Origin of the sequence: Amycolatopsis sp. Hca4 (genome assembly GCF_013364075.1) — a bacterium.
Taxonomy (GTDB): Bacteria; Actinomycetota; Actinomycetes; order Mycobacteriales; family Pseudonocardiaceae; genus Amycolatopsis.
In genome coordinates this window covers 1,435,289-1,449,745 of the sequence record NZ_CP054925.1, presented here as the reverse complement: position 1 = coordinate 1,449,745, position 14,457 = coordinate 1,435,289, and the positions used below count along the sequence as shown (strand labels likewise).

At 69.1% G+C, this 14,457-nt stretch carries 11 protein-coding genes; 8 read left to right on the top strand and 3 right to left on the bottom strand.

Annotated features, from left to right (window positions below):
* Positions 1 to 102 precede the first annotated feature (102 nt).
* Positions 103 to 471 carry a bacteriophage spanin2 family protein gene (locus HUT10_RS06245; RefSeq protein WP_176170291.1) on the bottom strand — a complete coding sequence of 123 codons (369 nt, stop codon included), beginning with the start codon at positions 469 to 471 and terminating at the stop codon, positions 103 to 105.
* A 3-nt stretch (positions 472 to 474) separates the two neighbouring features.
* On the bottom strand, positions 475 to 1,398 hold the full coding sequence (locus HUT10_RS06240) for a TerC family protein (RefSeq protein ID WP_176170290.1): 924 nt from the start codon (positions 1,396 to 1,398) through the stop codon (positions 475 to 477).
* Between the two features lie 184 nt (positions 1,399 to 1,582).
* Here HUT10_RS06240 and HUT10_RS06235 point away from each other — a divergent pair, with 184 nt between their 5' ends.
* Entirely contained in the window at positions 1,583 to 1,873 is a 291-nt protein-coding gene (locus HUT10_RS06235) for a winged helix-turn-helix domain-containing protein (protein WP_176170289.1), read from the top strand.
* A 9-nt stretch (positions 1,874 to 1,882) separates the two neighbouring features.
* Here HUT10_RS06235 and HUT10_RS06230 read toward each other — a convergent pair whose 3' ends face one another.
* Entirely contained in the window at positions 1,883 to 3,532 is a 1,650-nt protein-coding gene (locus HUT10_RS06230; protein ID WP_176170288.1) for a glycoside hydrolase family 13 protein, read from the bottom strand.
* A 38-nt stretch (positions 3,533 to 3,570) separates the two neighbouring features.
* Here HUT10_RS06230 and HUT10_RS06225 point away from each other — a divergent pair, with 38 nt between their 5' ends.
* The 7 genes from HUT10_RS06225 to HUT10_RS06195 all read left to right on the top strand — a co-directional run bounded on the left by HUT10_RS06225 (position 3,571) and on the right by HUT10_RS06195 (position 14,431).
* A complete protein-coding gene (locus tag HUT10_RS06225; RefSeq protein ID WP_176170287.1) occupies positions 3,571 to 4,515 on the top strand; it encodes an RNA polymerase sigma-70 factor in 945 nt (314 codons plus the stop codon).
* 82 nt (positions 4,516 to 4,597) lie between these two features.
* Positions 4,598 to 5,770: an NAD(P)/FAD-dependent oxidoreductase gene (locus HUT10_RS06220; RefSeq protein WP_176170286.1), complete on the top strand. Its 1,173-nt coding sequence runs from the start codon at positions 4,598 to 4,600 to the stop codon at positions 5,768 to 5,770.
* 295 nt (positions 5,771 to 6,065) lie between these two features.
* Positions 6,066 to 6,602, top strand: coding sequence for a hypothetical protein (locus HUT10_RS06215; protein ID WP_176170285.1), 537 nt, complete (start codon positions 6,066 to 6,068; stop codon positions 6,600 to 6,602).
* Positions 6,603 to 6,652: 50 nt separating this feature from the next.
* Positions 6,653 to 8,182 carry a hypothetical protein gene (locus HUT10_RS06210; RefSeq protein ID WP_176170284.1) on the top strand — a complete coding sequence of 510 codons (1,530 nt, stop codon included), beginning with the start codon at positions 6,653 to 6,655 and terminating at the stop codon, positions 8,180 to 8,182.
* The gene (locus tag HUT10_RS06205; protein ID WP_176170283.1) at positions 8,179 to 8,946 is read left to right on the top strand and encodes a hypothetical protein; all 768 of its coding nucleotides are present in this window, start codon (positions 8,179 to 8,181) and stop codon (positions 8,944 to 8,946) included. Before HUT10_RS06210 ends, HUT10_RS06205 begins: the two co-directional genes overlap by 4 nt.
* Entirely contained in the window at positions 8,943 to 13,361 is a 4,419-nt protein-coding gene (locus tag HUT10_RS06200) for a hypothetical protein (protein WP_176170282.1), read from the top strand. Before HUT10_RS06205 ends, HUT10_RS06200 begins: the two co-directional genes overlap by 4 nt.
* The gene (locus HUT10_RS06195) at positions 13,358 to 14,431 is read left to right on the top strand and encodes a hypothetical protein (RefSeq protein WP_176170281.1); all 1,074 of its coding nucleotides are present in this window, start codon (positions 13,358 to 13,360) and stop codon (positions 14,429 to 14,431) included. The genes HUT10_RS06200 and HUT10_RS06195 overlap by 4 nt, the downstream gene beginning before the upstream one ends.
* Positions 14,432 to 14,457: the final 26 nt, after the last annotated feature.

Genomic DNA, 14,457 nt, shown 5'->3' with positions numbered 1-14,457 from the left:
CGGGCGGCCGGCGCAACCTTGGCGGAGGCGCCGGCCGCGGGGCGAGCCGACCTGCCGACGCCTCACCCGCTCGGCCGAACCGCGGTGCATGCCCGACCCACGTCACCCGGCGCAGGCCTTCGTCAGCGCCGTCACCTGGTCCGCCTTCTTACTGGCCCACTCCGCCGGCGTCTTCACCAGCTCGTCCACCGTCGTCTCGCGCAGGGTCGTCGCCAGGCCGTTGATCGCCTCGGCCGCCGTGGTGTTCGCCGCCTTCTGTGCCAGGCCCGTCAGCTCGTCCGCCGCCGCGTGGGCTCGTTCCGCTGCCGCCTCGGGGTTGGTCACGTTCTGGTCGGCCGTGGCGATGCGGACCGCGTCCGCGCAGACCGCCGCCGTCGAAGCCGCGTTGCTCACCTGGCCCGCCGTTTCCGCGGCCACGCCGCAACCCGTCAGGGCCAGCACGAGCCCTCCGGCGAGGATCATCAAGCGCATCTTCTACTCCTTCCGGGAGACAGCCGAGGTTTTGAGGAGGCTGGCGGTGACCGCCGTCGCGAGGATCGCGGCGACCACGCCCAGCGAAAGCGCCGTCGGGATCTTCCAGATCTCCAGCAGCAGCATCTTCACGCCGACCCACACCAGCACCAGCGCCAGGCCGAGCTTCAGGTACACGAACCGGTGCATCACGTCGGCGAGCAGGAAGTACATCGCCCGCAGGCCCAGCACCGCGAAGGCGTTCGAGGTGAACACCAGGAACGGTTCCTGCGTGACCGCGAAGATCGCCGGGATCGAGTCGACGGCGAAGACGACGTCGGTCACCTCGATCAGGACCAGGACCGCCAGCAGCGGCGTGGCCACCCAGCGGCCGGCCTGCCGGACGAGGAACTTGCCCCCGTGGTCGCCGTCGGTGGTCGGAATGATCCGGCGGAACACCCGCAGCACGGGGTTGCGGTCGTAGTCGACGGTTTCGCTGCGGTGCAGCGCCATCCGCACGCCGGTGATGACCAGGAAAGCGCCGAACACGTACAGGATCCAGGCGAAGCTCGCGATCAGCGCCGACCCCGCCGCGATGAACACCGCCCGGAACACCAGGGCCCCGATCACGCCGTAGAACAGGATGCGGTGCTGGTACTCGCGGGGCACGGCGAAGTAGCCGAAGATGATCGCGAACACGAAGACGTTGTCGACGGCCAGGGACTTTTCGATGACGTAGCCGGCGAAGTACTGGCCCGCGAACTCCGCGCCCCAGACCCACCAGACCACGGCGCCGAAGGCGAGCCCCAGCACCACCCACGCGCCGGACCACGCCAGCGCCGAGCGGACGCCGACGACGGGGGCCTTGCGGTGGGCCGCCAGGTCGACGGCGAGCATGGCCAGGATGACGCCGAGCACGGCGGCCCAGGCCCAGAACGGAACGGTCACGACACACTCCTCCGGTTCGGTGACGAACCGGAGGTCTCCCCGGTCACCCTCAGGTGACGTCGACACCGGGCTGCTCACGGGCAGCCGGACTGACGATGCCGAACCGGGCGGGTACTCCCCTCCGTGCCGCCAGAATGACGAACTGCACTTCGTCTGTCAAGTTCGGACGTCTACTGTGGCCGGTATGGCTTCGTGGACGTTCCTCAGCAACCACGCGCACGTCCTGCTCTGCGTGGCCGCGGATCCCGACCGCACGCTGCACGACATCGCCGAGCGAGTCGGGATCACCGAGCGCGGCGTGCAGCTGATCCTCGCCGACCTGATCGCCGAGGGCTACCTGGAGCGCGAGCGCATCGGGCGGCGCAACCACTACAAGATCCACCCGGAAGGCCGGCTGCGTCACCCGTTGGAGGCACACCACCGGGTGGCCGACCTGGTCGCGGCCCTCGGCGTCGAACCGGCTGCGCCGGCGTGAATCACCCGTTCAGGAGCCCGTGGTCCTGAACCACGCGGCCGAATCAGCCGCCACCACATCGGATCCGTCGCTGGCGAGCACGACCTCACCCCACGAGCCGGGCGCGGCGAACCGAGTGGAGCCCGTGTTGAGCACGCACACCAGGTCCCCGCGCCGGAACGCGAGCACCGTGTCCGCGCCCGTCGTCAGCCACTCCACCGGGCCCGGCCGGCCGAGGCGCAGTTCCTTCCGCGCCCGGACCGCCCGGCGGTAGAGGTGCAGCATCGAGGACGCGTCCCGCTCCTCGACGTCGACCGCGTACCCGGCGAACCACTCCGGCTGCGGCAGCCACGGCTTCCCCGTGCCGAACCCGAACGCCGGTGCGTCCGCCGTCCACGGCAGGGGGACGCGGCAGCCGTCGCGGCCCTTCTCCAGGCCGCCCGTCCGGTGGAACACCGGGTCCTGGCGGGCTTCGTCCGGGAGGTCCTGGACCTCCGGCAGGCCGAGTTCCTCGCCCTGGTAGAGGAACACCGAGCCCGGCAAGGCCAGCAGCAGGAGCAGCGCCGCGCCGGCCCGGCGGCCTCCGAGCTCCGCGTCGACTTCGCCGCGCGGGCGCATCAGCGCCGCGAAGGCGTCGTTGCTCTCCGGGGCCGGCTCGGGGCGGACGATGCCGTAGCGCGTCACGGCCCGGTGGACGTCGTGGTTGGCCAGCGTCCACGCCGCCGGGGCGCCGTGGACCTGCGTGCGGGCCGTGGCGCGCTCGATCGCGCCGCGCAGGGCGGCCGCCTCCCACGGCTGGACCAGCAGGTCGAACGAGAACGCCTGGTGCAGCTCGTCCGGGCGCAGGTAGGCGTCCAGGTCGGCCGGGTCGGGGACCCAGACCTCGCCGACCAGCAGCAGGTCGCGGTCCGGGCCGTAGCCCGCGGCCAGCGCGTGCCAGCGGCGGAAGATCTCGTGCACCTCCGGTCGGTTCCAGCTGTAGGCGTTGTAGCTGCCGCCCGCCGGGTCCCAGTCGCGCAGGGCCGCGTCCTTGATCAGGCCGTGGCAGACGTCGATGCGGAAGCCGTCGACGCCGCGGTCGAACCAGAACCGCAGTACGTCGTCGAAGTACGCCAGGACCTCCGGGTTGCGCCAGTCGAAGTCCGGCTGCTCGCGGGTGAACAGGTGCAGGTACCACTGGCCCGGCGTGCCGTCGGGTTCGGTGACCCTGGTCCACGCCGGCCCGCCGAAGACCGACTGCCAGTTGTTGGGCGGCTCGTCGCCCCGGCCGTCGCGGAAGACGAACCGCGCGCGCTCGGGCGAGCCGGGGCCGGCGGCCAGCGCCGCGGTGAACCACGGGTGCTGGTCCGAGCAGTGGTTCGGCACCAGGTCCATCAGGATCCGCAGGCCGCGCGCGTGCGCCTCGGCGACCAGGCGGTCGAACGTCTCGAGGCTGCCGTAGTCGGGGTTGACGCCGTGGTAGTCGGCGATGTCGTAGCCGTGGTCGGCCTGCGGTGACGGGTAGCACGGGTTGAGCCAGATCGCGTCGGCGCCGAGCCCGGCGATGTGCCCGAGCCGCCGGATCACCCCGCCGAGGTCACCGACGCCGTCACCGTCGCTGTCGGCGAACGAACGGACGTAGAGCTGGTACACCACGGCGTCGTCCCAGAACGAGCGCGGGCGGGAAGAAGTCGGCGGCACCCCGCGATCTTCGCACGCGCCGGTGGTTGACTGGCGCCATGCCACTGGGGACGCACGAGGTCGAGGTGTTCGAGAACGCCAGGCCGAGGCTGGAAGCCATCGCCTACCGCCTGCTGGGGTCGGCGGGCGACGCCGAGGACGCCGTCCAGGACACCTTCCTGCGCTGGCAGTCCGCCGACCGGGCGCGCGTCGAGACACCCGAAGCGTGGCTGACCAAGGTGCTCACCCACCTCTGCCTCAACCGGCTGACCTCGGCGCGGGCCCGGCGGGAGACCTACGTCGGCCAGTGGCTCCCCGAGCCCGTCTTCGCCGGCGACCGGATGCTCGGCCCGTCCGACACGGTCGAGCAGCGGGAGTCCGTCTCGATCGCGATGCTCACCCTGATGGAGCGGCTGACCGCCCGGGAACGCGTCGTCTACGTGCTGCGCGAGGCCTTCGGGTACTCGCACGGCGAGATCGCCGAGGTGCTCGACCTCACCGAGGCGAACTGCCAGCAGATCCACCGGCGGGCCAAGCAGCACCTGGCCGCGGACCGGCGGCGGGTCGAGGTCGACGCGGCCGCCGCCCGCAGGATCGTCGAGGAGTTCCTCGCCGCGGCGCTCAGCGGCCGGACCGACGCGCTGGTCAAGCTGCTGGCCGACGACGCGGTCAGCGTCGGCGACGGCGGTGGCGCGGTCTTCTCGGTGCCGCGGCCGATCACCGGTGCCCTGCGGGTGGCGCGGTTCCTGCGCACGCTGTTCACGCCGAGCGAGGCGAAGTGGGAGATGGTCGGCGGCCGTCCCGACCTGTACGCCGCCGTCGCCAACGGCGTGCCCGCCCTGGTCATGGTGGTCGAGGAGCGGGTCGTCGGGATCTTCGCGCTGGACGTGACGGCCGACGGCATCGCGGCCGTCCACGCGCAGGCCAACCCGGCCAAGCTCGCCCGCGCGACGCGCGAGTGGGCGACCGCCGAGCACGGGGAACCGCTCGCCGGCACCTGGTGACCCAGGTCACGTCGAACTCCTGTCAGGTTTCGCGCCGCTGTCCGGTTCAGGGAGCACACACCGACCGGACAGGAGCAAAACCATGAAGCACCGCATCGTCGTCCTCGGGGCCGGATACGCCGGAGCCAACGCTGCCGGGCGCCTGGCCAAGCGGTTGCACCCCGCCGACACCGAGATCACCCTGGTCAACGCCGACGCCGAGTTCGTCGAGCGCGTCCGCATGCACCAGCTGGCGACCGGGCAGGACCTGAAGCCGCGCCCGCTGGCCGGCGTCTTCGCGGGCACCGGCGTCCAGCTGCGGATCGCGCGGGTCGCCGCGGTCGACGCCGAACGCCGGACCGTCGCCCTCGCCGATGGCGAGGAACTCGGCTACGACACGCTCGTCTACGCCCTCGGCAGCACCGCCGCGGCCGTTCCCGAGCACGCTCACAGCCTCGCGGGCAAGGAGTCCGCGCTGCGGCTGCGCGCCCGGCTGGCCGACCTCGCCGCGGGCGGGACCGTGCTGGTCGTGGGTGGCGGCCTCACCGGCATCGAAGCCGCCACGGAGATCGCGGAGGCCCGGCCGGACCTCGAGATCGCCCTCGCCGCCCGCGGCGGCCTCGGCGACTGGCTGAGCGAGAAGGGCCGTGACCACCTGCGGCGGGCGTTCGACCGGCTCGGCATCACCGTGCACGAGAACACGGCCGTGACGAGGGTCGAGCCGGCCACCGCGACCACCGCCGACGGCCGCACGATCCCGGCCCAGGTGACCGTCTGGACGGCCGGGTTCGCCGTCCACCCGATCGCCGCGGCCACCACCCTGACGGTCTCCGAGACGGGCCAGATCGTCGTCGACGACACGATGCGGTCGGTCTCCCACCCGGACGTCTACGCGGTCGGCGACGCCGCGTACGCCCGGGGTGGCCACGGCACACCGCTGCGGATGTCCTGCGCTTCGGGGATCCCGACGGCCCAGCTGGCGGCCGACGCCATCGCCGCCCGCCTGACCGGGCGCCCGGTGCCGGAGAACAAGATCGGCTACGCGGTCCAGTGCGTGAGCCTCGGCCGCCGCGACGCCGTCATCCAGCGGGTGACCCCGGACGATGTGGCCAAGCCCTCCGCGGCGACCGGGAAGACGGCCGCCCGGATCAAGGAACTGATCTGCCGGTCCGCGGCCTGGAGCGTCGAGCACCCGACGCTGCTGGTGCCGTCCCGCCGCCGGCACACCGTCGCCGCCGGGGAGCCGGGCGAGGTCGGCCGGTCAGTGCCTCGGTGAAGCGCAGCGGGTGCAGCGACAGCGTGTCCTTGTACGTCCGGTCCGCCGCCACCTGGCTCTTCTCCCGCGTGGGTTCGGCGTGTCGCCGAGACCGGGTGGCGGCGTTATCGGCGTGCAGGGTGAACCAGCCCGGGTCCCGCCGCAGCTGGACGAGGAAGCCGCTCGGGTCGGCCAGGAGGGCTTGACCCGATTCGGTGAATGATCTGCACGATGGGGTCACGGTAGGAGGCCCGGTGTAACAGCAAAGCTGCGCCCGACGACATCGCACAGGCATCATGATCCAGAGGGGGAATTCGTGCGAATGAGAACCGCCGTTGCGATCGTCGCCGCATCCGGCGTCGTTCTCGCCGGTTGCGGCATGCCGAAGGTGAACACAGGAACCGTAAGTCCGGCGTCGGCGGGTGAATCCAGTGCGTCGGCGGGCGAGCAAACGCCGACACCGACCTGGGGGCAGCGGTACACCTGGAAATCGGGACTCGCCATCGAGGTCGCGCCGCCCGTGGCCTGCCAACCCTCCTCGTGGGCATCTCCACAGAACGTCGAGCGGGCCGTCAAGGTGAAGTTCACGATCGTCAACGGCACGGGCAAGCCCTACGAGGCCGCCGGCCTCGCATTCGGAAACGATGTGCAGTTCTCCGGTGCCAAGGCGGAACCTGTTTTCGACAGTGAAGGTGCCTGCGGGGGTGGCGGTCTCGATGCGGCCACAGTGCTGCCGGACAAGACCTACACCTATGAACAGGCCTACGCTGTCGGCAAGGAGAAGGGTGAACTGCAGATCGCCCTCCAGCCCGACTTCTCTTCCGACAAAGCCGTGTACGTGGGGCAGGCTTGATCCCGAGCGTGTGAAAGTCCGCCAAGTCGTCTCATGCGGGGGAGCAGCGGATGGAGGAACTCACGGACCTGCCGCCGGCGGACCCGACGTTTCCCGCGCGGGTGGCCGCGCTGCTTCGCTCACGGCCGATTGTCGAAGCGGTCGTGGCGGCAGGCCGGCAGGACTGGCCGGCTGACGTTTACGACGTGACGACTTTAGCGCTGGCCGCGATCGACCTGGTCATCGCGCGACAGGGATTCGACGAAGAAGCGACCTACGACGACCTGGTCGGCGGCTTGACAGCCATTGCTCGACGCGCCGCGCCCAACCGGTCCGGTACAGAACATCGGCGGGTAGCCGAGTTCACGGTGGGTGGATTGCTGAACCGGCCGGCGCAGGAAGCACCATTCACCTACCGGATCAGCGACCACACCGATCGGGGCGGGCATCGGCAGCGCCAAGTGCAGTTCCGGCTGCTTGTGGAACGAGAGGACCCGGTTCTAGGGGAGGTGGTGGTCAACGCGACCCGGGATGCGATCAACGCGCTGGTCGGCGGTCTCGAGTTCGACGTGGAAGACGAGCAGGTCGCCAATGAGCTCATGTTGGAGCGCCAGCTGGCGAAGGGGGCGTTCGACGCCGCCGAGAAGGCAGCCGTGCGCGCTCGCCTGCTTTCGGTCTCGCTCGCCGAGGACCTTGCCCGGCTGATCAAAGACACGCGGCGCGATCTCCGGTCGGTGCTCGACGAGTGGGCCGAACAGGTGCCCGAGCGGCTGGAACTCGCGCGTGAACATATCGCGGGAAGGCTGGAATCCGAACACCGGTTGCTGGCCAAGGTCCGCGAATCCCTGGAAGCAGAAGACTTCCAGGTGACTGCAGCCGCGGCACGGATCGCGCGACTCCTCACCGAGTGCGCGCGCAGACACCAGTCACTGCATGCACGGGTCATCATGGCTCGTAGCGTGTTCCTCGACGAACAGGACAGGCAGGCGTTCCGCCCGCCGGCCCTCGGCCACCTCCCGGACCTGGCCGTCGAGGTGCTGAACCCGCTGCTGGGACTGCCGGCCGTGACCGCGCTCGACGTCACCGATCGGTGGCTGTCCGACATCACAGGTCCGCGGCCACCGAAGCTGCCGCGGCTCTATCGGCTGGTCGAAGACCTATGGTCGGTACGTGAGCCGGCCGTGACCGATCCGGGCACCGACACCGACGAGATCGGGGAGGCGGACCCACCCACGATCGCGCCTGAAATCGTCGAGGCCGCCGCGGACGTCGTGAGCGACGTAGGCTTGCCAGCCCGCTTGTCCGCCTTGCTCGCCGAGGCGCTCACCGCGCCGGGCGAGACAGCGGACAGGCAGGCCACGGCGGAAATTATCGCATTGGCGGCCTTGTGGTGCTATGCACCCGAAGAGGCTGATGCCGAGCGGCCGGCGTCGGTGGATCTCGCCGCGCGGATCTTCGGTTCGCGCGCTGCCGCCGACGCCGACGGGTTGCGCTTGGACCTGACTGGCTGGGACGGCGATGACCTCATCCTGGTGGCTCAGCCGGATGCACTGCGCGACGCCAACCCGGCGCCCGTGACCGAACGAGGTGGGCGACGATGACCCTCACTCAGGCCGACCACACCGACCTCGGGACTTTACTGGGGTTCGCCTTGCAGCCGAACCAGCGTCCCGGCCGTAGCCCGGAGTACCGCCGGATACTCAGCCGGTACCGGACCGAGCCGGACTTCCGGCTCGCCACGGATGCCGTGTTGCACGGCCTCGATGTCCGGGTGCTTTCGGATGGTGATTTCGGGCTGGTGCTCGGGGTCAATCCGGAATCGCCCTTCGCGTTCCGCGTGGCGGACTTGCCGAATGCCGGCACGCGCGACGGTCGCCTGCTCGCTGGTCTCGTCCTGGTAGGTATCGCGGCTTACGCCTACCCCAGTCCGGCTGACCTCGACGAAGAGCGAGTTCGACGCATCCCGGAGACCGAGTTCGAACAATGGCTACGGGCTGCATGTGATCGGCTCCGCGGGCGTGACGCGGCCGGCGAGCCGATCCCGGACGAGGGCTTGGACGAGGCGTGGCGCGCCTACCACGAAAAGCCGGCGCACCGGGTCGGCGAGCGCGGCCGCGGGGCCGGGCGCCTGTCTTCGAAGTGCACGCTGTACTGGGTGCGCAACACCCTGGCCTGGCTCGCCGAGCAGGGCATGGCACGGCCCGAAACGAGCGGCGGAGCTTGGGTATTGACTGAGCGGTTCCGCATCCAGGTCAAGGACATGGCAAGCGAGCCCGCGTACACCGTGCTCGCGGCGATTGGGCGCGGCGAGCACCTGGCACGGACCGAAGTGGCGCCGGTGCAACTGGACGAGGAGGCCGAGTGACCTACCACCTCGCGGGACTTCGGTTGCACTCCGTCGGCGAGCGGTCGGCGAGGTTCACCGATCTGTCGCTCGACTTCACCGCGCCTGAGGACGAGGCGCCGGCGCCGGCCGACAGCGTTGTGTGGCTGCGCAACGGCGGCGGCAAATCATCCCTGCTTTCGTTGTTCTATGCTCTGCTCCTGCCGAACGCCAACGACTTCCTCGGACGCGTCGCTAAGCGGAGCCTCACTGATTACGTGGACACTGGCGACACGGCGCACACCATTGCGATCTGGCACCCGGCCGCAGTGAGCGGGACACTGGATGGCGCGGCAGAACATGTGCTCATCACCGGCGCGGTGTACGAGTGGGCGGATCTTCGCCGTCCGGCAGACGCGGATCGGGCCAGAGACAAGCTTAACGTCTCGTTCTACGCCTTTTACGCGGTGCCTGGTGTCCTGGAGCCCGGTTCCCTGCCGATCTCCGACGAGTCTGGGTCACCGCTCCGGCAAAACGCTTTTCTCGCAGCCGTCCGCGAAGCCGCTGCCGCATACCCTCAGGCCGCCGACCTTGTCATCACCAGCCGGCAGCACGAGTGGACGACGGCGCTGGTCAACCGAGGCCTGGATCCGGAGCTGTTCCGCACCCAGAAGCAGATGAACCACGTCGAGGGTGGCGTCGAGGACATGTTCAAATTCGCCTCTGCCCGGCAGTTCATCGACCTGCTCATCGACCTCACCGCCGCTCCCGAAGACGCCGAGAACGTGGCGCAACGCCTCTCATCCATCGCTTCCTTGCTGCAGACGAAACCGGCGAAAAAGGCAGAGCGGGAATTCTGCATGGAGTCAGTCACCGGACTTGGCCTCCTGGAACTGGCCCACGCCGAAGTTCTTTCGGCGCAGGAGGCTCTCGGCCGGGCCGAAGACGCCGCTCATGCTCTCGCAGCAGCTTTCGCGGCGAGCAGGTTCGAGGCAAACACCAGGAACGACTCGCTCGAGGAACGCGCAGGCGAGGTGGATCGGAAGAGAGGTGCTGCCGATCAACAGCAAGGTGTCGCTTACGACTTGCTTTACCTGTACCAGCTCCGTGGCGCGAAGTTCCGGGTCGAATCGGCTGACCGCGAGGAGACTACAGCCAGGAATGCCGTCAACGCGGCGAAGGAGGCCGTTGCCGCCTGGGAAGTCGCCGGTCAAATTGCTGTCAAGAGAAAGCTTTTGGCCGATCTTGAGGCTAACGCCCGGGAAGCCGCCCAGGAACGGAACCGCACCGCACCACAACGCCGTGCGCACGATGAACACGCCGCTCGTTTGAGAACTCGTCTGTTGGCCCTCGCCGCCGAACATGCGGAGGCGGCCGGTCAAGCCCTCGATGATCAGGGAGAAGCCGAACGGAGCGCCGGAGAGCACAAAGTCAAAGCCGAACGCTACCGCGTCGAAGCGTCGGAAGCCGATCAGGAAGGTGCCGGCGCGCGGGCCAAGCTGGACACTCTCGCCGCGGACATCGAAGCGGCGGTGCTGGCCGGATCGTTGCCGGACGCTACGACGGACCCGAGTGCCCACGACGCAGCCTTGGGCCTTCGGCGCGAAGCACTGGACGCAACCCTCAAGGAGGTCCGGGCGAGGCGCCAAGAATGTCCCGCAATCCGCCAGCGGCTAGCTGATCGGCAAACCGAACTCTTGGGCGAGATCGCGAAGCTCGATATCGATCGAGGACGAGTAGCCGGCGAGCGCAGCACGCTTGAGGATCGTTCCGCCGTGCTCTCCGCCGACCAGCGAATTCTCGACCTGACCGAAGCGACTGACGACGTCCCGGCCGATATCTGGGCTGAAGCCGACACCCTGACGCGGCGCCTGACCGACGAGATCGTCGGCGCTGACGTCGCGCTGGTCCGCCAAGAGGCCGAGCGAATGGAAGACCGCCGGGCCACGGATACCCAAGCTCGTACGGGGCGCCTGCCCACGACATTGGACGCCGAGCGCGTGCGGGCAATCCTCGCTGGTCAGGGCATCGCCTCGGAGACCGGTTGGACACATCTGTTGTCGGTGATGGCCGAAGCCCGTCTGAGCGAGCTGCTGGACGACCCCGATCTCGTGCGTGTCGGTCTCGGTGTCGTCGTCGCCACCGAGCAGGCGGAGGATGCCGCGCTCGCCTTACTGGAAATCGATGCGACGACAACCGCGCTCGTCGGTCTATACACCGCTGCCGACGCGTCGCGGGCGGCTCGGGCGACAGGGTCACCCGCTCCGGCGGTCACGCCCGTGTGGACCGGCCTGCACCGCGGTCTCGTCGACACGGCTGTCGCCGAGGCCGCGATCAGCCGCATCCACGCGCGTATCGCCGAACACGAGCGCGAACGCACGGCGCTGACGACGCAGCGAGACCGCGATCGGACGCTGCTGACGGAGCTGACGCAGTTCCTCGCCGACTGCCCGACGGGTCACCTTGCCGGGCTGGAATGGCGGATCGCCGATCTCGATCGCGCGCTGGGTGAACTGGACCAGTCGGTGTCGGAGATCCGCGCGAAACTCGATGAGCTCGAGGCCGCCGAACGCGCAGATGCCGAGTTGGAGGCGGACACGACTGCCGCGCTCTCCGAGGTTGCCCAGAGACGGGCTCGGCTCGCCACCCTTATTCCGAAGGTCGCTGCGGCAGATAGCTGGCGCGAAGCGCTCGAAGAGGCCACCCGCAAATCGCGCCGGGCCATCGAACAGGCCAGTCACCACGAATCCGAACGGGAGGCGGCCTCGGTGCGCGCCTTGGCCGCAGCGACGGCAGCCAACAGCGCGAATGTGGCAGCAAAGCAGCGCACGGCCGAGGCCGAATCGGTCCGGTTTCTCGACACGGCACCCGAGGTTGATGACGACGAGACGGTGCTGCTGGATTCCCTGCGCGGGACGTATGAGGACGCCGAGCGTGCCTGGGCGGTGCAAGCGGCGGATTCAGTCCTCGCCGAACGCGAACGGATGATCCAGGCCCAGCTGGTCGACGTGAACGCCGCCCTCGGTGAAGTAAACAAGATCGTCGTCGAGCGCGCTGATTCTCTGCTGTTGACCAGACTTGGACAGACAGTCGCCGATCGTGCCGCAGCGCTGGCGGATGCCCGCCAGACGGGAAGCGAAGCGCAGACAGCACTGGGGCGGGCCGAAGCTGAGTCGAAGATCCGGAGATCGGAGCTGAAGACCATCACGCAGCGCCGTCTCGAACCGCCGAGACGCGCCTTGCCAGTCGAACCGGACGACGCTGAGCACGCCGATTCCCTCGCGGCTGAGCAGGAAAAGGTCGGGCAGACGGCGGTTGAACGCCGGATCGCCGCAGAGAGGGAGCTCGCCGCCATCCGGGAGCAGCAGGACCGGCTGAAGGCGCGCGCGAACACGTTTCTTCTACTCGCCGATGGCCTGCCGGAGGCGGGTGAACGTGCCGCGCCGGCCTTCGAGGGAGACGAAGCCGCCGCCCGCGCACGGAGGGGGGCCGTGGCGAGGAATGTGCTGGACACGCGAGAGCGGTACAACGAGAAAGTTGGTGCGCGCACCAGGGCGGTCGGTGATCTCCGGACTATCGGCAGCCGGTTCCAGACGGTCGCCACGCCTGCCAAGGATCGGCTGGCGCACGTCCCGGAGGAGATCGTCGCCGAGCAGGCCGGTGCATTGATCCGGCAGCTGCGGCTGCGCGCCGAGATGATCGAGGGCGAGCTGGCCGGCATCGCGAAAGACCAGGCGATCGTCGTCGATTCGCTGGCCCACCTGGTGTCGAGCACCCTGGAAACGCTGCGTAAGGCCGAGCGGTATTCCCGCGTCACCACCCAGCTGGGCGGCTGGTCCGGCAAACAGGTCTTGCGGATCGGCTTCGCGGCGCCGGCGAGCGAAGCCGACCTGCGCACCTACGTCGATCGAGTCATCGAACGGCGGATCGAGGCGAGCGTGAAGGCCGAAGGTCTCCCGCTGCTCAAAGACGCCGTCCACGAAGCTGCGGGTCCGGCCGGATTCCGGGTGAAGGTTCTGAAGCCGACGCTCGACGTGGTCTCTACCACCGAGGACATCACTCGCCTCGGTAAATGGTCCGGAGGCGAGAAGCTGACCGTGTGCGTCGCGCTGTACTGCACCATCGCCGCACTCCGCGCTGCCAACGCCGGACGCCGTGACCGGTCCGGCGGAGTCCTATTGCTCGACAATCCCATCGGTCGCGCTTCACACGGTAGTTTGGTGGGCCTGCAGCGGGCAGTGGCCGCGGCGCACCGAGTGCAGCTGGTCTACACGACCGGTGTCAAAGACCCTGATGCCGTGTCCCGTTTCCCCACGGTGATCCGGCTGGACAACCGGCCCGGCCGGACCCGAAACCGGCGTTATATCGTCGAGCAGAAGAACGACGATACCGGCACGCGAACAGTGGACGGCGTGCGAGTGGCCCATGCGGAGCAACCGCCTGAGGCGTCCCGATGACGGCTGAGTTGGCCGGCTTGCTGGCCACCTGGCTCGCCGGACAGACACGGCAGCGCCTTGAGATGTCCGACCTCGTGCGTGCCGCTACAAAGAGCTGCCCTTCGCTGGTCGGTGACCCTGCCGGGCGCACGAAGATCGCCGATGCGATCCGGAAGCTGACCGACGACGGATTGATCGTGGTACCGAAAGCCGCGGCTGGCTGGGACAACCGCGCCCGCCCGCCATTACCACACTGGGTCCGCAAGCCGCCCGGCGCGACCAAGCCCGCGGCGGTCGGCCCCGAACGCGTCTGGCCCGAAGCCCTGGCCGCGGCGGCTGCGGTTGCCCAACGGCCCGACGAGTTCGACTTCCTTGACCGACTGGCGAACTGGTTGAAAGAGAACCCGCGTCCCGAACGCGTGCCGATCGAAGAGCGCTCATTGGAACTGCTCGACGACGAGAAGGCATTGAGTGCCTTACAGCCGCATCGCCTTTTCACATCGGGAGCGGTCACCCTGGAGCTGCTGGCCTGCTTCCCGCCACCGCTGCTGTTTCCCTCCCAGTACGTTCCGGGCGTCGGGCCGGCTCGCCTCCTGATCGCAGAGAACAATGCGACATTCCATTCCCTGCTCACTGTCGCCCGCAGCTTGGACCCGGTCACCCGCCCGGCGCTGCACCTCGGCTGGGGGATCGGAAATCAGATCCCGGTGGGGATCGCCGCGGTCGAGCTGTTGCAACCGCGGCCACGTGAGCTGTTCTACTTCGGCGATCTCGACGTGGCCGGCCTTCGAGCTGCCAGTGGCGCAGCGGCGACGGCGGCGCGCCTGGGGCTGCCTCCGGTGCGCCCGGCCGAGCCGCTGTACCGTTGGCTGCTCGACCATGGAACCGCCCGGCCGGACAAATCCAATCGTGGGTCGGTCGACGTCCCTGCACTGACGGCTTGGCTCTCTGAAGACATACGCGAGGCCGCGGCGCGCCTAATCCGCGAAGGTGCACGGATCCCTCAGGAAACGGTTGGCTTGAAGGAACTTCGTGCGAACCCAGGATTGCTGGAAGCCGCTGTCGGATTCGCCGGGCCAGCTCTCTCGTGACGTTGGCTGGTGCTGTTTTCGCTGGT